This is a genomic window from Stenotrophomonas sp. 89682_Sma, from assembly GCF_056481405.1.
In genome coordinates, this window is sequence record NZ_CM151147.1 from 4,720,001 (window position 1) to 4,736,243 (window position 16,243).

Sequence of the window (16,243 nt, forward strand, 5' to 3'; positions counted from 1 at the left end):
CCCTGCTGGTCGGCATCGCGGTCGCGGCCAGCCGCGGTCTGCTGCACGCACAGCAGGTGCAGCTGCAACTGGCGGTACCGCAATGGGTGACCCCATCCTTGTCCTGGACTGCGGTAGCCGGGATCGCCCTGCCCCTGTTCGTGGTCACCATGGCCTCGCAGAACATTCCGGGCGTGGCGGTGATGCGGGCATCCGGCTACGACGCCCCGGTATCGCCGCTGATCGGCTGGATCGGTGTGGTCAATACGTTGCTGGCGCCGTTCGGTGCCTACGCGCTGAACCTGGCCGCGATCACGGCCGCGATCTGCATGGGTCGCGATGCGCATGAAGATCCGGCACGGCGCTATACCGCCGCCATGGCCGCCGGGGCCTTCTATATTGTCATCGGGCTGTTCGGTGCAACGGTTGCCGCACTGTTCGCCGCCTTCCCGAAGGAGCTGGTGGCCTGCGTGGCCGGTATCGCGCTGTTCGGCACCATCGCCAACAGCCTGGCCAGTGCGCTGGCGGTAGAGCGGGACCGCGAGGCGGCACTGGTCACCTTCCTGGTCACCGCCTCCGGTGTCACGCTGGCCGGCATCGGCTCGGCGTTCTGGGGCCTGGTGGCCGGTGCGCTGTGCCTGCTGGTATTGCGGCCCCGCGAGGGCCGCTGATCCAGCCTATCCCGCCAGCACAGCACCAACCGTACCCACCGCCAGCATGATGACGATGGCCACCAGTGTGGCAACTACGCTGGTGCCACCACGCGCGGCCAGTTCACTGCGCATGCGCGCTTCATCGCCCCCCGCCACGGCACGGGCCCGGGCGATCTGCCGCTGGCAATGGGCCAGGTACCAACTGTTGCCGAACATGCCCGTGGTGATGCTGAGCGCGAAGGTGATGACCATCGACAGGCCGTCGGGAACCCCCAGCAGTGTCTCGACCACACTGATCAGCAGCAGCAGGCCAACCCAGAGCGCCGCGAGACGGTACATCCGGCGGTACATCATCCACACCAGGCCGATCAGGAATGCCGGCCAGTGCCAGGTTCCGGTACCCGTGGCGATGCCTTGATCCAGGCGCCAGCGCTGGCGGTAGACCGGGAAGTTGCCGCCGACCACGCTGGCATACAAGGCCATCTCGCCCTCCAGCCCGGCGGCCGCAGCCATCTCCGGTGCAGCGGCAGGCGCACGATACGGATCGGACGGGTCGCCGACACTTGGCGCGATGCCCTCAACCGCCGGGACCGCATTGATATCCGGGAGCGGAGCCACCGCGATGGGTGTTGAAACCTGCTCCAGCTCCGCCAACGGCCGCCACGACGACATGCCTTCGCACCACAGCAGCGTGCGTGCCGTCACCGTCCCGTCCTGCTGCAGGCGACGCAGACCGGCCAGGTCCACCGGTCCTTCGCTCTGCCTGCCGTTGGCGTACCACCACTGCGCTTCCTGCATGTTTTTCATCCTTGTTATCCACATCGACAAACTGAAACTGCTGCCAGCGCTTACAGCGCAGAACTGGCCAGGGTCTGCACCAGCTGATGGCGCGCGCCCGGCACAAGGGTAATCTGCTCTGGCCCGGCGTTGGCTACTTCCAGGCAGACATAGTCGCGCCAGCCATCGCCGACATCAGCCATGTTCGCCGCCGCCTCGGCACCCGGATTCCAGGCCACCAGGGTCTGGCTGCCTTCGCTGCGGATCTCGATGCGTCGCTGCAGGACAGGATCACGCAGCACGTATTGGCCATCGGTACCGGTATAGATGCGATCACTGCGCCCGGGATCACGCGGATCGCGCAGTGACCACGGTCCCTGTTGCGTACGTTGCTGCGCGTAGTCCTCGTACTTGTCCAGGTACTGCAGGCCATCAAGGCCCTCGACCTCGACCTGGTTGGCATCCCCCACCCGGAAGTAGCTGTGCAGGGCCTGGGTGAATGTCACCGGCGACGTTCCCGTGTTCCCGGTGGTCAGCTGCTGGCGCAGCTGGCGGCCGATGCCCAGCTGCATCTGCAGGCGCAGGCCGGGATGGCCAGGCAGTGACGGGGCCAACTGGAGTTCCACATCGCCGGCCTCATTCTGCGCGGCGTGCTGCAACTCCCAGCGCGCGGTTCGCACCAGGCCATGTGCGGGAGCATCAGCATCCTGCCCCTGGCGGCCGAACCACGGCCAGCACACCGGCACGCCACCGCGGATCGGCGTCGGCAGCTCCGCGCGTTGCGGCGACAGCCACAGAAGGTCCGGCTGCCCTTCGGGGATGAACGACAACAGCTGTCCACCGAACACGCTGATGACCGCGGTGGCACTGGGGGTACGCACGTGCCAGGCCTCGAGCCCGTGGAACAGGCCGATGCGGATGTCCGGATTCAACTGCATGCGATGACGCTCCTGGATGACCGCAGCGATGATGTCGCGGTCAGCGTTCGAACGGCAAGGCCTGGCGGGTGGCCGCAGGCGCCGTTGCAGCCTCCTGCTGCAGCGCGCGCAGGATGCGTTGTCCGGCGCGCCCATCCGCATTGGCCCATCCAAGGCGTTGCTGCTCGGCCTGGATCGCGCGACGCGTGGCGGTGCCGATCATGCCGTCGGCGGCGCCGATATCGTGGCCGCGGGCCAGCAGCAGCGTCTGCAGCTGGCGGCGCTCATCACGGCCGATGCCGGGATCGTCGGTCGGCCAGGCGGTGGCCAGCCCGGTACCGCCACGCAGCTGGTCGGCCAGCGTGGCGATCGCCAGCGCGTAGCTTTCGGCGGCGTTGTAGCTGTAGATCGCGTCGTAGTTGCGGAACACCAGCAGCGCCGGGCCCTTGCTGCCGGCCGGCAACAGCAGGGCGGCACGCGCGTCGGCCGGGAGATTGGCCGGGGCCAGCACACTCCCATCCAGCGCGGTCACCCCCTGCGCGCGCCAGTCAGCCAGGGCCCGACGTTGGGTACGTCCCGCCTGGCTGGCATTGAAACCCGCCGGGATCCGCACTTCCATGCCCCACGGCTCGCCGCTGCGCCAGCCGGCGCGCTTGAGGTAGTTGGCGGTGGAGGCCAGTGCATCGGGAATGCTGCCGACCAGGTCGCGGCGGCCATCGCCATCACCATCGACGGCGATGCGTGCATAGGTGCTGGGCATGAACTGCGTGTGCCCGAAGGCACCGGCCCAGGAGCCGGTGAGTCCCTGCGCCTGCAGGTCGCCGCGGTCGATCAGCTTGAGCAGGGCCTGCAGCTCACCGCGGAAGAAGGACTGGCGGCGGCCGGCGCAGGACAGCGTAGCCAATGACTGCAGCAGCGGGCGCTTGCCGAACACACGGCCGTAGTCGCTCTCCACGCCCCAGACCGCGACGATGGTGGCCGGATCGACGCCGTACTGGGCCGACACGCGATCGAGCAGGTCGCGGTGCTGCTGCAGCAGGGCGCGCCCATCGTCCACGCGCTGGCGATCGACCAGCGCGGCCAGGTAGTCCCAGATCGGCGTGGTGAATTCGGGCTGTGCATCGAGCAGGCCGAGCACGCTGGGGTCAGGTGTGAGGCCGGCGGTGATCTTATTGAAGCGGTCAGGACTGATGCCTTGTGTCGCAGCAGTGGCCTGCAGGCCCGACAGGCAGCGGCTGAACGCCGGATCGACGCCGGCGGCAGGGGCGGCAGGCGCTGTCGGTGCCGAGGCAAGAGCGGCCGCCAGGCCGAGCGTGGTCAGAATGGGCATGGCGTCCTCCGTGTTGCCGTTGCAGGGCCATCTTAGGCGGAGCGGCGCCATCGAACCTGAAGCGGCGCCGGCTGCCGGCGCCTATATGCCGCGCAACAGGCGCAGGCCATAGGCCGGGCCTTCAGCATCCCAGCGCTGCATGACCTGCAGGCCAGCGGGCTGCAGCAGCGCTTCGAAGCTGTCGTCGGTGTACTTGTGGCTGTATTCGACGCGGATCGGTTCGTCGGCCTCGAAATGGAAGGTGCGGCCATCCAGCAGGACGTCCTGTGCCCGCTGGCTGACCAGATCGGTCTCGATGCGCAGCCGCGCGACACTGTAGCGGGCACGATGGCGGAAGCCATCGAGATCGAAGTCGCTGCCGATCTCGCGATTGAGGCGCGCCAGCAGGTTGAGGGTGAACGCGGCGGTGACACCTTGTGCATCGTTGTAGGCCGCCTCGATCAATGCCGGGTCCTTGTGCAGGTCGATGCCAACCAGGGCCAGGCCATCACGGCCCATGGTCTGGCGCATCGCGCGCAACAGCGCGACCGCGTCCTCGCCTTCAAAGTTGCCCAGCGTAGACCCGGGGAAGAACAGCAACCGCCGCGCGGGTTCGCGTTCGGGCATGGGCACGGCAACGGGACGGGTGAAGTCTGCACAGACCGGCAGCATCTCGACCTCGGGCAGCGCCGGGGCGAGATGGTCGATGCTGGACAGCAGCGCGGCACGCGAGATCTCGATGGGGGTATACGCCACCGGTTCACGCAGCGCGGCCAGCAGCAGTGCGGTCTTGCGGCCACTGCCACTGCCCAGCTCCACCACGTGCAGGCGCGGGCCGACGCTGCGGGCGATGTCCGGCAGTACCCGCGAAAGCAGGGCCAGCTCGGTACGCGTGGGGTAATACTCGCGGGTCCGGGTGATCTGTTCGAACAGGCGCGAGCCACGTGCATCGTAGAAGTACTTGGACGGCAGCTGGCGCGGTGTGCGCGACAAGCCGGCCACCACGTCAGCGAGGATCTGCTGGCGACCGGGCGTGAGATCGGTCAGCGCCTGCAGCGCGTCGTGCACCGTGCTCATGCCAGATCCCGGGCCAGGCGCAGGCCGGAGAACTGCCAGCGCGCCGGTGGCGTGAAGAAGTTGCGGTAGCTGGCGCGCACATGGCCACGGGGCGTGGCGCAGCTGCCACCGCGCAGCACCCATTGGCCACACATGAATTTGCCGTTGTACTCGCCGAGGTTGCCGGCAAAGGGGCGGAAGCCCGGGTAGGCGCCATAGGCGCTGTGAGTCCATTCCCAGACATCACCGAACAGCTGGCGCAGCCCACCGCCCTGCCCGGCCTGCGGGTGCAGGTGATCGTCATCGGCGAAGTGGCCCCGCACCGGCTGAGACGCGGCCGCGGCCTCCCACTCGAACTCGCTGGGCAGGCGCGCCCCGGCCCAGCGGGCACAGGCGTCGGCTTCGAAGTAGCTGAGATGGCAGACCGGGGCATGCGGGTCCAGTTCGCGCCAGCCGCCCAGGGTGTATTCACGCTGCAGGCTGTCGTCCCAGTACAGCGGGTGCCGCCAGTCTTCGGTTTCACGCAATGCCCAGCCTTCGCTGAGCCACCAGCGTGGCTCGCGGTAGCCGCCAGCCTCGATGAAGGCGCGGTACTCGGCGTTGCTGAGGGGGCGCTCGGCCAGGGCATGGGCGGGCAGCAGCACGCGATGCGGCGGCGATTCGTTGTCATAGGCGAACGCGGCATGCTGTGGCCAGGCTGCGGCACCGATGGTGACGATGCGTTCGGGCGATTCGATCCAGCCCTGTGCACTGGCAGTGCCGGGGACGGTTGGCAGGTCGTCGCGGTAGGCCGGCTGCAACGGATTGCACCAGAACGCGTGCTTGATGTCGGTGAGCAGCAGCTCCTGGTGCTGCTGTTCGTGCTGCAGGCCCAGCTGCAGGTGCTGGAGCGCCTGGTCGTCGAGATCGCCCGCGTCCAGCCGTGACTGTACCTGCGCGTCGATCTGGTGGCGGTAGTCCTGCACCTGCTGCAGCGAGGGCCGTGACAGCAGCCCGCGCTGCGGCCGCGCATGGGCCGGGCCGATGCTCTTGTAGTAGCTGTTGAACAGGTAGTCCCAGGCAGGGTCATGCGCCGGTGCAGCCGGGAAGCCGGCCAGTACGAAGCGCTCGAAGAACCAGGTGGTGTGCGCCAGGTGCCACTTGCTGGGGCTGGCATCGGCCATGCTCTGCAGCATGGCATCTTCGGCGCTGAGGGGGGCCGCCAACTGCATGCTGCGGTCCCGCACACGTGCGTACTGGCGGGCGAGATCGCGCTGCGGGGCAGCGACGGCGGGGGCTGCGCTGTCCATTCGGGCAGCATCTGCGCAGGAGGGTGAGTGCGATGTCATGGTTCGACGTCAACGCGTTCACATGCGTGACCGTCCCGCATTCAAGAAGCCGCTGCGGACGCCGCTAACGGCAATGCTGCGGCCGCGTCGTCACCGCGCTGGAATTCCTGCTTGCCCCTGCATCCGCTCCGCCAGCCTGCGCATTACCTGTTCGTGCTGCCCGCCGTGCTGGTTGCCGTGGTGCTGTGGGCGGCGCTGGGCAACGAAGACGTGGCCAATCCGGCCCAACGCATCCTGCCCTGGCTGCTGGCCTGCCTCGGCGCCGGCCTGGCCCTGCTCTACCACCAGGTGCGTACGCTCTGCCTGATGCTGCTGGTGGCCGTGATGTTCGCCCTGCTGCACCAGGACGTGGGTGGCTACCTGCGCAGCGGCCATGTCACGGCGCTGACACCACTGCGCTTCCATGCCATTTCGGCCTGGTTGCCCATCCTGTTCGCTGGCCTGGCGTTGTGGCCCGAGCGCGGCCGCCGCCGCCGCGACCTGCTGCTGCGGGGCGTTGCCAGTGGCACCGCGCTGATGATCTTCCTGCTGCTGGCCACGCAGCAACCGCGTGGCATGCACGATCTGCTGTCCAACCGCCACTGGAGCTGGATTCCGGCCGACTGGAACGCGCTGGCACAGCTGCCAGCCCTGCTGTTCCTGTTGGCAACCGCAGCGCTGGGCTGGCAGGCCTGGCGGCATCCGCGCCCACTGCACACGGCGATGCTGCTGGCCCTGCTGTGCCTGTGGTGGATGCTGCCACGGGTGTTCCTGCAGCCGGTGCTGTTGCCGGCACTGGCCAGTGCGGCCCTGCTGCTGATGCTGGGCGCGATGCTGCAGGAATCCTTCCACATGGCCTTCCGCGATGAACTGACCGGCCTGCCGGGGCGCCGCGCCTTCAATGAGACCCTGCAACGGGCGCGCGGCACCTACAGCATCGCGATGGTGGACGTGGACCACTTCAAATCGTTCAACGACACCCACGGCCACGACACCGGCGACGATGTGCTGCGCCTGGTGGCCTCGCGGCTGGGGCGGGTGGGCGACGGTGGCCGGGCGTTCCGCTATGGCGGCGAGGAGTTCGCGGTGGTGTTCCTGGATCGTCCCGCAGCAGCCTGTGTGGATGCGGTCGAGGCGCTGCGGCAGACCATCGAGGACACCCGCATGCAGCTGCGCGACCGGAGCACCCGCAGCCGCGACGATGAAACGGGGCGCCAGCAGCGCGGGCGCGGCGGAAGCGGGCAGACGGTGCAGGTGACGGTGAGCATCGGGCTGGCGGACAGCCGCGTGGATGAGCGGCCGGCCGCAGTGATCAAGGCCGCCGACCAGGCGCTGTACGCAGCCAAGGACGGTGGCCGCAACCAGGTCCGGGCACACGCCGGACAGCGCGTGCTGGCGGTGCGCGGCGGCTGAGGCTCACACCGCGTCGAGGTAGTACCAGCGGCCATCGACGCGCAGGAAGCGGCTGTGCTCGGCCATCTTCACCGCGCTGCCGCCGCCCACGCGATAGCGGGCGGTGAAGCGCACTTCGGCGCTGTCGGCACCGGTGACCGTGTGCTCGTGCACGGTCAGGCCCAGCCAGCGCGTACGCTGGCCCGGCGCATCTTCGAGTGACAGCTCGGCCGGGCGGGTGTCCGGGTGCCAGCTCTGGCGCAGGTAGTCGGCCAGGCCCCGCACGTACGCGCTGTAGCGCGAACGCATCAGGCGTTCGGCATCGGGGGCAGCTTCGCCGGCATGGAAACGGCCACAGCAGGCTGTGTATTCCACGGGCAGGCCGCAGGGACAGGGATCGGTGGGTTTTCGGCTCATGCGGGCATTGTCGCCGGGTTGTGCGGATTGATCCACGCGGGGCACGGGTCAGCCGGTGCAGGACAGGCGTATGCTGTCGCGCCCCCACATCGATTGATCGCCGTGCTGGAACTGGTTCCCCCTGAGTTGTGGTGGCTGGTGGTGATCGCCTTCATCGCCGGCCTGGTCGATGCCGCCGTCGGTGGCGGTGGGCTGGTGCAGCTACCCGGCCTGTTCACCGTACTGCCGCAGCAGACCCCAGCGATGCTGTTCGGTACCAACAAGTTCAGTTCGATGTTCGGCACCGGCGCGGCCGCCTGGCGCTACGCGCGCAACGTACGCTTCCCGTGGAAGCCGGTGCTGTTCGCGGCAGGCACGGCCTTCATCTTCTCCTTCGCCGGGGCCACGGCGGTAAGCCTGCTGCCCAAGGACGCGGTGCGCCCACTGGTGCTGGTGCTGCTGATCGCGATGCTGGCCTACACGCTGTGGAAGAAGGACTTCGGCGCGCTGCACCGGCCGCAGGAGATCGGCCGCCGCGAGCTGGCAATCGCGCTGGCCATCGGTGCGGCGATCGGCTTCTACGACGGCTTCTTCGGGCCGGGCACCGGCAGCTTCCTGATCTTCCTGTTCGTGCGCTTCTTCGGCCTGGATTTCCTGCGCGCCTCTGCGGCATCGAAGGTGGTGAACCTGGCGACGAATGTGGCGGCGATCTCGTTCTTCGTGCCGACCGGCAACATCCTGTGGCTGTTCGCGCTGCCGATGGCAGCGGCCAACATCATCGGCTCGGTGGTGGGCACCCGATTGGCGCTGAAGGGCGGCACGCCGTTCATCCGCAAGCTGTTCGTGGGGCTGGTGGTGGTGCTGATCGCGCGGATGGCGTGGGACACGTTCCGCGGGGCGTGAAGGGTGTTGCCGGCCAGCGGCCGGCACTACCGGGTCATGAACCCGCCCACCGACAATGCCGGCCGATGGCCGGCATTGCCGTTCAATCGGCCAGGCGTCAGGCCTCGGCTTCTTCCGGTTCGTTGGCCTGCTGGCGGCTGCGCTCGGGCAGCTTCAGGCGCTTGCCTTCTTCGTCGTACTCGATCAGCAGCACGCCGGAGTCGTGGCGGCCGCTGATTTCGACGAAGCAGGCGCCGCCGATGAACGGTTCCAGCGTCATCACCGACTTCAGCGGGGTGGCGACCACCATCTGGAAGCCGAAGTTGTCGAAGATGTTCATCGCCAGCGCGGTGAACTCGTTGTCGGCCTTGTCGAAGGCTTCGTCGAGCACCACGGCCGCATAGCTGGGCAGCTGGCTGTCGGCACCGCCGAGCTGGTAGCGCAGCGCTGCGGCCAGGCAGGTCGTGGCCAGCTTCTGGCGCTGGCCACCGGACTTGCCGGCGCCGCTGCGGTAGATCTCGACCTGCTGGCGCGTTTCCGCATCCAGCTCGACGCCGATGAACTCCACGTGCATGCGCACGTCCAGCACCAGCTCGCGCCAGCGCTTGTCCTCGCCTTCCTGCGAGCCGAGGCGGTTGACCAGCTGCCGCAGCACAGTGAACTGCGATTCGGCCAGCTCGCGCTGCTCGGTCTGCTGCTGCGACAGCACCTCGCGCAGCTGCAGGTGGAACTCGCCCACTTCCGGCAGACGGCGGTCGCTCAGTTCGATGGTCAGCAACGTGCCACGGTTGAACGGCACCTGTTCCAGGCTGGCATTCACTTCGTCCAGGCGCTGGCCGATCGACTTGCGGGCTTCGGCACTATGGCGCTGCAGCGCCAGCAGGTTGTTCTTGCTCTGGTTCTGCAGCAGGTCGAAGAAGCGCTCTTCGTGCTGCGGCAGGCCATCGCGCTCCAGGCGTTCGAGGCGGGCGAGGAAGTCCTCGGCCGAGGCCACCGACACGGTGAAGTCGCCCGATTCCTCCGGCCACTGCTGGATGAAGCGGCGGAAGCAGCCGATCAGCTGGTTCTCGATGCGGTTGAGGTCCTGCTGCGAGGAGGACAGCTGCTCGTTCAGCGCGTTGCTGACCTGGCGCATGTGCGCTTCCAGCGTTTCCAGGCTGAGCGGGCCCTGCTCCTGCAGGCGCTCGGCCAGGCCGGCTTCCTGCTCCTGGGCCAGGCTCGGCAGCACCAGCGCACGGCTCTGCTGGCGTGCGCGGTCGAGGCGATCACGTTCCTTGACCAGCTGGCCACGCTCGACGCGGACGTCTTCATAGGTGCGGCGCGACTGTTCGATGTCAGCGCGCACCGCATCGATCTGCTTGGCCAGCTTGGCCAGGTCGGCGTTGCCTTCGCGCAGGTCGCGCAGCGTGGCCTCAATGTCGCTCAGGCGCTGCTGCGGAGCGGCGATGTCGATCTCGTTCCAGCTGATGCTGACCAGCTCGTGGCAGGCCAGGCGGCGTTCGTTGTCGCGGTCACGCTGGCCACGCAGGCGCGCGATGTCGGTCTCGCAGCCGGCGATGCGCTTGGCCAGTTCCTGTGCTTCACGCTCGAAGGCGCCCACCTTGTCGTGGTTGTTGAAGCCGAGGATCCAGCGACGGCGGTCGCCAACGGCGCTGCGGTCGTCCTTCTCGAATCGGTCGCCCGGATGCTTGACCTGGCCTTCGCGGGTGATGCCGCGGTCGACGTTGCGCAGCTGCTTGGCGTCCACGCACTCATAGTCGAAGCGCTTGCCGAGCTCGCGCCGCAGCCAGCTTTCGAACACATGCTCGCGCAGTTCCAGCTTGTGCAGCAGCGACTTCGCCGACGGCTCGCGCGCGAACGCATCGTCGTTGCGGCGCACGCGGTAATAGGTGAAGCGCATGCCCAGGTGGGTACGGTTCACCCACTCGGCGACGTCGTTGTAATGCTTGTCGTCGACCAGCAGCGACAGTGCGAAGCCGCCCAGCACGCGCTCGATGGCACCCTGCCAGCCCTGCTCTTCCGAGCGGACCTGGATCAGTTCGCCGACGAACGGCAGTGCCGCTTCGGCGATGCCGGTTTCCTCGGCCAGGCGCGCGCGCAGCTTCTGCATCGGCGCCGGGATGTTGGACGGCGTGCGCTGCATCGCTTCGAGTTCCGCACGGACTTCACCGAAGCGACGCTCGTCATCGCGCTTGCCGCCCAGGCGATCGCTGATCGCATCGTCCAGTGCCGAAGAAGCACGTTGGCGATCCTGCAGTTCGTTCTGCGCGCGCTCGACCAGCTCGGCGAAGCCGTGGGCGTCGTCCGGCAGTTCAGCCTGCAACTGCTGCGCGGCCTGGCTTGCCTGCTCGCGCTTGGCCTGGCGGCGGTCGCGCTCGGCTTCGGCACGGCCCTGCTCGCGTTCCAGTTCCTCGATGCGCTCACCGCCCTGCTGGCGGCGCTGCAGTTCCAGCTCGGCCAGGCGCTCGGTGTGGTTGTCGAGTGCGGCACGGCGCTGGGCTTCTTCGCCAAGCAGACCACGGTCACGCACGTCCATCTCGCGCAGGCGCGCTTCGATCAGCGCCTGGCGGCGGCTTTCGCGGAAGCTGTCGACGCCGAGCTTCAGCGCTTCGTCGTCGCCACGCTGGCGGTGCATTTCCTTCAGGTCGTTGTAGTAGGCGCGTGCCGGCAGCAGGGTTTCCACCTGGCGGCGTGCGGTGACCACCGCCTGGTGCGCGCCATCAAGCTCGGCGAAGTCGCTGACCAGGCGCTCGGCGGCGTCGAAAGTCTTCGGCGTGTCGAGCATGAAGTCGCGCAGGAAGACGTTGAGGTCGCCCAGGTTCTTCGCCGACTGCGTCTTGTGCAGCAGGCGCAGCGCCATCTCGTTGTCGATGCCGAGCAGGTCGCGGAAGCGCTCGGCGTAGCCGGAGAAGGTGTCGAAGTGGTGCAGGTCGGACAGCTTCTGCTTGAGCTTGCGCAGGTCCAGGTCGAAGCCACCAAGATCCTTGGCGATGTCGAACGGGCGTTCGGCGATCATGTAGTGCTTGCGCACATCGCCGGCCGAGGTGCCGTTGCCGGAGATCCACAGCAGGCGCACCAGGCTGACCACGCGGCCATCGCCGGCACGGTATTCCAGCACCAGCGCGGTCCAGGTCGCGCCCTTGCGCAGATACTGGGTGGCGATTTCGCCGGTGCCGCTGTCCTGCTGGTCGGCCCACGCGCCACGCACGTAGGACACCAGGTTGCGGTCGCGGCCACTGCGCTCGGCTTCACGGGCGGCGGCGTTGAAGTCGACGATGGCCGGCGGCGTCAGCAGCGCGGACATGGCATCGAGCAGGGTCGACTTGCCCGAGCCGGAACGGCCGACGAACAGGAAGCCGCGCTCGGCGATCGGCACTTCGGTCAGGCCGTTGAAGGTGCCCCAGTTATGCACCTGCAGGCGGCGCATGCGGAACTGCTGCAGGCGCGGGTCCGGCAGGCCTTCGTTGAACAGGGCGGGAGTGTGCTTGGAGATAGCCATGCGATGGTCGGGTCTCTCAGGCCTCGGCGGCCGGGGTTTCACGCAGCTGGCGGTAGACCGCGGAGAGCTGGGACACGTCTTCGGCGGAGAACAGCAGCTTCAGCGCCGGCGAGACTTCGTGGCGGTCTTCCTGACCGCTGAGGCGGGTCAGGATGTGGTTGTCCTTCATCTTCTGCACCGCCGAGGCGACGCGGCGGTTGAAGCCGGCGCGGTCGGTGGACAAGTTCTTTTCGTAGATGGCCAGTGCTTCGGCCATCTCGGCATCGGCGACCACCGCGCGGTTGCCGCGCGCATCGGCCTCGGCCAGCTGCTGGCGCAGGTACAGCAGCAGCACCGAGTCGATGAAGGTCAGCGGCGAGGTGCGCAGCAGCACCGGCGCGTCAACGTCTTCGGTGTCAGCCTGGCGGGTGAACGCCACGCCGCTGTCGCGGTCGAGCACCAGTTCCAGGAACAGGTCCGCCAGCGACGAGCGGATGGCCGCCTCGCTGCGGATCAGCGCCGGCCACAGCCTGGCGTGACGCAACTGGTCGATGCTGGGGCCGATCAGCAGCTGGCACAGCGCGCGGCGCGCATCCAGCGGCAGGCGCCCGGTATCGCCGAGGTAATACACGTCGTTGCCACGGCGGGGCTGCGCCACGGCCGCCACCGGCTCGGCCTCGTAGGCGTCTTCCGCCACGTCGGCCTGCGATGCGTCGATGGGATCTTCATGCCAGCTCATGGCGTCTCTCCTGGGTGAACCAAACCAGCGGGATGCGGGCGCGACGGATCTGGCCGTCGCCGCCACGCCATTGCGCAAGCTCCTGCTCGCCGGCAACCACGTTGCCGAAGCGCGTGCCCAGCGACAGGTAGCCGATGACGCTGCCCAGGCCCTGCGGCGCTTCGCGCTGCGACAGGGCCTGGGCGATGCTGAGCCGCGGCTGTGCGTCGAGCAGGTCGTGCAGGTCCTGGCGCAGCGTGCGGAAGTCGATTTCGGACGAAGCGACCAGGTCGCCGACGCTCTCCAGGCTGATCGCGGCCGCGTCGTTGTACTCGACATTGCCATCGACCTGGGCGCTGCGCGGATCGTGCAGCTTCCACTGCGACCACGAGCGCAGGCGGCTGGTGGTCAGCTGCAGGTCGCGGCCGATGCCGCGTTGTGCGGGGAATTCGTCACGCAGTGCCAGCGCTTCGGACTGCGCCTGCTTCAGCAGCTGGTTGAGGCGGCGCTGTTCCAGGTAGCCACGGCTCTGCACGAAGCCGCGCAGGCTGCGCGCGAAGTTCTGCAGCACATCGTGCACCTGGCCACCGCGCTCGAGCATGGTGCTGGTGAAGCTGCGCAGGAAGTTGCGTTCGTTGCGGTCCAGGCGGCGCGCGAACCCACGCGCCAGCACCGCTTCCAGCGCGGCATCGAGCTGGGCACTCTGTTCGGCATCGTTGAGCAGGCGCCAGAACGCCTGGAAACTGCGCCCGGCGTCACTTTCGCCGATGACATCCACGCCTTCGAACAGCTGCGACAACACGTCGCCGCGCTCGCCCTCATCGTCGATGATGCGTTCGCGGAAATCGCGGTTGAGCTGCTCGAAGTCATCGCGCACACGGCGGAAGTCCTCGGTCAGCTCGTCGGCCAGACCGATGATCTGGCGAGTGCGTTCCAGCGCGCGCTTGCCGTCCAGCGCAACCACGCGGCCAGTGCCGACCCGGGCGATTTCGGCATCGATGCGGTCGCGCTCGTCGTGCAGCGCGGACAGGCGCGCATCAGGATCGGCTTCGGTCTGCGCAGCCAGCGCCGAGAGCTGCTCAATGACCAGCGCCAGGCGGCTTTCGGTGGCGGCCACGCGGGCCTGCTCGAGGCCGTCGGCGAAGCGGATCGCCTGCAGTGCGGCGGTGGACAGCTCGTACTGCTCCTGGTCGGCGCCTTCGGGCAAACGGCGTTCCAGCCAGCCCTGGGCCAGCCAGTGCGCGATGTAGGCCTGCGCGGTACGCGGCAGCTCGCGCGAGAGTTCATCGCCGGCCAGCTGGTCCAGCGCGCGCTGCAGGCGCTCGTTGAGCACCGACGAAGGCAACGTGCGCTCGCCGTCCATCAGCAGGCCCTGCAACAGGCCGATGATTTCCGGGGCGTGGTCGGCGGCAAGCAGCTTCCACTGGGGCTGTTCGCGCAGGTGGCGGTAACGGGCAATGCGTTCGCGATGCTTCATGCAGCGAAAGAAGTCTGTAGGGCTGACAGGGACGAGCCGCCATGCACGGCTGCCGCGGGGGCAGCCGTGGGCATGCCGGCCTGCAGGGGCCGGGGCGGTGCGGGCAAGCGGCTCAGCGCTTGCCGCCCACTTCGATGAAGCGCAGGAACTCGGCGCGGGTGCGTGCGTCGTCGCGGAAGCTGCCCAGCATCTTGGAGGTGACCATGCTGACGCCGCGCTTGTGGATGCCGCGCGTGGTCATGCACTCGTGGGCGCCTTCGACGACCACGCCGACGCCGATCGGCTGCAGCACATCCTGGATGCACTGGGCGATCTGCGCGGTCATCTTCTCCTGCACCTGGAAACGGCGGGCGTAGGCTTCGACGACGCGGGCCAGCTTGCTGATGCCCACCACCTTGCCGGCCGGCAGGTAGCCGACGTGCACGCGGCCGATGATCGGCGCCATGTGGTGTTCGCAGTGGCTTTCGTACTCGATGTCGCGCAGGACGATCAGTTCGTCATAACCGGCCACTTCCTCGAAGGTCCGCTCCATGTAGGCGCGCGGATCGTCGCGGTAACCGCTGAACCAGTCGCCATAGGCTTCGGCGACACGGCGGGGGGTATCCAGCAGGCCTTCACGGGACGGGTCCTCACCGGCCCAGCGCAGCAGGGTGCGCACGGCATCCTCGGCCTGGTCCTGGGTCACGTCGCCCTGCGGGGCGGCCTTTTCGTTGTTCTTGCTCATTGCGTACAGCGTCCCGAACGGGGGGCGAGCATCGTACCCGACCGGGGGGTGGGTCGTCCTGTTGGGACGGTTCATCGGGGGTCTCTTGCAGCGCCTCGTTGCAGCTGAGCGAGAGGGGGAGGGGCAGGCCAGGCAGGACACGCCGCAAGTACGTCCCTGTAGGCTCGGCCACGGCATCCATGCCGTGGACGGTCCTGCCCGGCCTGCCCCTCCCCCTCTCCGACAATTTCCCGCGGGCGCGGCCGGACCGCCCGAAAGCGGGGGCAAAAGCGGGGGTTCATGACTTCGGAAGCAGCGCGCCGCTGCTGTGGTGTCTTCTGCTTTGGTGGGTGCGGACCGTTGGTCCGCACTGCTTCTGCTCTTGCTTCTAAGAGCCGACCCACCGCGCTCGCGGAGTGATGGGAAGGCAGGGGGGCCGGGCGGGGCAGGACCGTCCGCGGCAGGGATGCCGCAGCCGAGCCCCCAAGGGTGAGGGCGCTTTGCTTGCGAAGCACCGCTTCGCAAGCGACCGAACGCCCAGCCGCCAGCGGCTGGGCCGGGCCCCGGAGGGGTACTTGCAGCGTGCCCTGCCCCGTCCGGCCCTCCGCCGCCCCAACCGATAGCCAGCAGGCGCAACGCTTTCCTCAACACACCCACCCATTCAGAAAAACCCATTGATAGGAATGAAATTAGTAGTATCCTATCTATCTCTTATGGACCGACCCCTCGACGAGCGCACCGTGCTGCAGATGCAGCTCAGCTCCGGCCTGCTGTACGCAGGGCGGCAGTGGCAGCGCCTGGCCGACAGCCGGCTCGGCAGCTACGGCATCTCCACCGCCTGCACCATGCCCCTGCTGATGATCGGCCGCTCCGGCGGTGGCATCCGCCAGGTGGCGCTGGCCCAGCAGCTGGGCATGGAGGGGCCTTCCCTGGTGCGCCTGCTGGACAAGCTTTGCGCCAGCGACCTGGTCCGCCGCGAAAGCGACGCCAGCGACCGCCGCGCCAACCTGTTGTGGCTGACCGACGCCGGCCAAGCCCTGGTCAGCGAGCTGGAAGACCAGTTGATCGGCCTGCGCCAGGACGTCTTCGGCGAACTCTCCATGGATGAACTGCACGCCGTGCTGAAGGCATGGCGCCTGCTGGCCGAGGCCGCCGACCGCATCACGTAAGAGCGCTGCCCCCGAACACCGCCGCTGCCG

The 16,243-nt window shown here is 68.2% G+C and carries 14 protein-coding genes (1 of these 14 only partly in view); 4 read left to right on the forward strand and 10 right to left on the reverse strand.

Going from position 1 to position 16,243, the window contains the following annotated elements; genetic code table 11:
* Positions 1–650: the 3' portion of a benzoate/H(+) symporter BenE family transporter gene (locus tag ACZK29_RS21685; protein ID WP_111202782.1), read on the forward strand. Its footprint begins 538 nt before the window's first position; 650 of the gene's 1,188 nt are visible here — the last part of the coding sequence; its start codon lies off the left edge, out of view; the stop codon is at positions 648–650.
* Positions 651–656: 6 nt separating this feature from the next.
* On the opposite strand, the gene ACZK29_RS21690 is transcribed toward ACZK29_RS21685, so the two are convergent.
* The 5 genes from ACZK29_RS21690 to egtB form a co-directional block, all read right to left on the reverse strand.
* On the reverse strand, positions 657–1,430 hold the full coding sequence (locus ACZK29_RS21690) for a DUF2628 domain-containing protein (protein WP_111202781.1): 774 nt from the start codon (positions 1,428–1,430) through the stop codon (positions 657–659).
* Between the two features lie 50 nt (positions 1,431–1,480).
* The gene (locus ACZK29_RS21695; protein WP_111202780.1) at positions 1,481–2,347 is read right to left on the reverse strand and encodes a D-hexose-6-phosphate mutarotase; all 867 of its coding nucleotides are present in this window, start codon (positions 2,345–2,347) and stop codon (positions 1,481–1,483) included.
* Positions 2,348–2,387: 40 nt separating this feature from the next.
* A complete protein-coding gene (locus ACZK29_RS21700; protein WP_111202779.1) occupies positions 2,388–3,656 on the reverse strand; it encodes a lytic murein transglycosylase in 1,269 nt (422 codons plus the stop codon).
* Positions 3,657–3,737: 81 nt separating this feature from the next.
* Positions 3,738–4,712, reverse strand: a complete 975-nt coding sequence (egtD, locus tag ACZK29_RS21705) for an L-histidine N(alpha)-methyltransferase (RefSeq protein WP_111202778.1) — start codon at positions 4,710–4,712, stop codon at positions 3,738–3,740.
* Positions 4,709–5,980, reverse strand: coding sequence for an ergothioneine biosynthesis protein EgtB (gene egtB / locus ACZK29_RS21710; protein WP_111202777.1), 1,272 nt, complete (start codon positions 5,978–5,980; stop codon positions 4,709–4,711). Before egtB ends, egtD begins: the two co-directional genes overlap by 4 nt.
* A 150-nt stretch (positions 5,981–6,130) precedes the next feature.
* Between egtB and ACZK29_RS21715 the strand changes: the two genes are divergently transcribed.
* Positions 6,131–7,411 carry a GGDEF domain-containing protein gene (locus ACZK29_RS21715; RefSeq protein WP_111202776.1) on the forward strand — a complete coding sequence of 427 codons (1,281 nt, stop codon included), beginning with the start codon at positions 6,131–6,133 and terminating at the stop codon, positions 7,409–7,411.
* A 3-nt stretch (positions 7,412–7,414) separates the two neighbouring features.
* Here the strand turns inward: ACZK29_RS21715 and ACZK29_RS21720 are convergent, their stop codons facing one another.
* Positions 7,415–7,807, reverse strand: a complete 393-nt coding sequence (locus tag ACZK29_RS21720; RefSeq protein ID WP_111202775.1) for a YchJ family protein — start codon at positions 7,805–7,807, stop codon at positions 7,415–7,417.
* A 102-nt stretch (positions 7,808–7,909) separates the two neighbouring features.
* On the opposite strand from ACZK29_RS21720, the gene ACZK29_RS21725 reads away from it, so the two are divergent.
* Positions 7,910–8,689, forward strand: coding sequence for a sulfite exporter TauE/SafE family protein (locus ACZK29_RS21725; RefSeq protein ID WP_032960169.1), 780 nt, complete (start codon positions 7,910–7,912; stop codon positions 8,687–8,689).
* A gap of 97 nt (positions 8,690–8,786) precedes the next feature.
* On the opposite strand, the gene ACZK29_RS21730 is transcribed toward ACZK29_RS21725, so the two are convergent.
* From ACZK29_RS21730 to folE, 4 genes are all read right to left on the reverse strand, one after another.
* Positions 8,787–12,167, reverse strand: coding sequence for an ATP-binding protein (locus tag ACZK29_RS21730; protein WP_106549123.1), 3,381 nt, complete (start codon positions 12,165–12,167; stop codon positions 8,787–8,789).
* Positions 12,168–12,183: 16 nt separating this feature from the next.
* Complete coding sequence (locus ACZK29_RS21735) at positions 12,184–12,885, reverse strand: DUF4194 domain-containing protein (RefSeq protein WP_164147462.1); 702 nt, start codon at positions 12,883–12,885, stop codon at positions 12,184–12,186.
* Complete coding sequence (locus ACZK29_RS21740) at positions 12,872–14,341, reverse strand: DUF3375 domain-containing protein (protein WP_049429215.1); 1,470 nt, start codon at positions 14,339–14,341, stop codon at positions 12,872–12,874. The genes ACZK29_RS21735 and ACZK29_RS21740 overlap by 14 nt, the downstream gene beginning before the upstream one ends.
* Before the next feature lie 112 nt (positions 14,342–14,453).
* Entirely contained in the window at positions 14,454–15,065 is a 612-nt protein-coding gene (gene folE / locus ACZK29_RS21745; protein ID WP_004141296.1) for a GTP cyclohydrolase I FolE, read from the reverse strand.
* Between the two features lie 692 nt (positions 15,066–15,757).
* Between folE and ACZK29_RS21750 the strand changes: the two genes are divergently transcribed.
* Entirely contained in the window at positions 15,758–16,213 is a 456-nt protein-coding gene (locus tag ACZK29_RS21750) for a MarR family winged helix-turn-helix transcriptional regulator (RefSeq protein ID WP_008265191.1), read from the forward strand.
* Positions 16,214–16,243: the final 30 nt, after the last annotated feature.

Excerpts from the sequence above, each read along its gene's own strand:
- ACZK29_RS21720 (WP_111202775.1), bottom strand. The coding sequence starts at position 7,807 with ATGAGCCGAAAACCCACCGATCCCTGTCCCTGCGGCCTGCCCGTGGAA.
- egtD (WP_111202778.1), bottom strand. The coding sequence starts at position 4,712 with ATGAGCACGGTGCACGACGCGCTGCAGGCGCTGACCGATCTCACGCCC.
- ACZK29_RS21750 (WP_008265191.1), top strand. The coding sequence starts at position 15,758 with ATGGACCGACCCCTCGACGAGCGCACCGTGCTGCAGATGCAGCTCAGC.
- egtB (WP_111202777.1), bottom strand. The coding sequence starts at position 5,980 with ATGGACAGCGCAGCCCCCGCCGTCGCTGCCCCGCAGCGCGATCTCGCC.
- ACZK29_RS21690 (WP_111202781.1), bottom strand. The coding sequence starts at position 1,430 with ATGCAGGAAGCGCAGTGGTGGTACGCCAACGGCAGGCAGAGCGAAGGA.
- ACZK29_RS21730 (WP_106549123.1), bottom strand. The coding sequence starts at position 12,167 with ATGGCTATCTCCAAGCACACTCCCGCCCTGTTCAACGAAGGCCTGCCG.
- ACZK29_RS21695 (WP_111202780.1), bottom strand. The coding sequence starts at position 2,347 with ATGCAGTTGAATCCGGACATCCGCATCGGCCTGTTCCACGGGCTCGAG.
- ACZK29_RS21740 (WP_049429215.1), bottom strand. The coding sequence starts at position 14,341 with ATGAAGCATCGCGAACGCATTGCCCGTTACCGCCACCTGCGCGAACAG.
- folE (WP_004141296.1), bottom strand. The coding sequence starts at position 15,065 with ATGAGCAAGAACAACGAAAAGGCCGCCCCGCAGGGCGACGTGACCCAG.
- ACZK29_RS21735 (WP_164147462.1), bottom strand. The coding sequence starts at position 12,885 with ATGAGCTGGCATGAAGATCCCATCGACGCATCGCAGGCCGACGTGGCG.
- ACZK29_RS21700 (WP_111202779.1), bottom strand. The coding sequence starts at position 3,656 with ATGCCCATTCTGACCACGCTCGGCCTGGCGGCCGCTCTTGCCTCGGCA.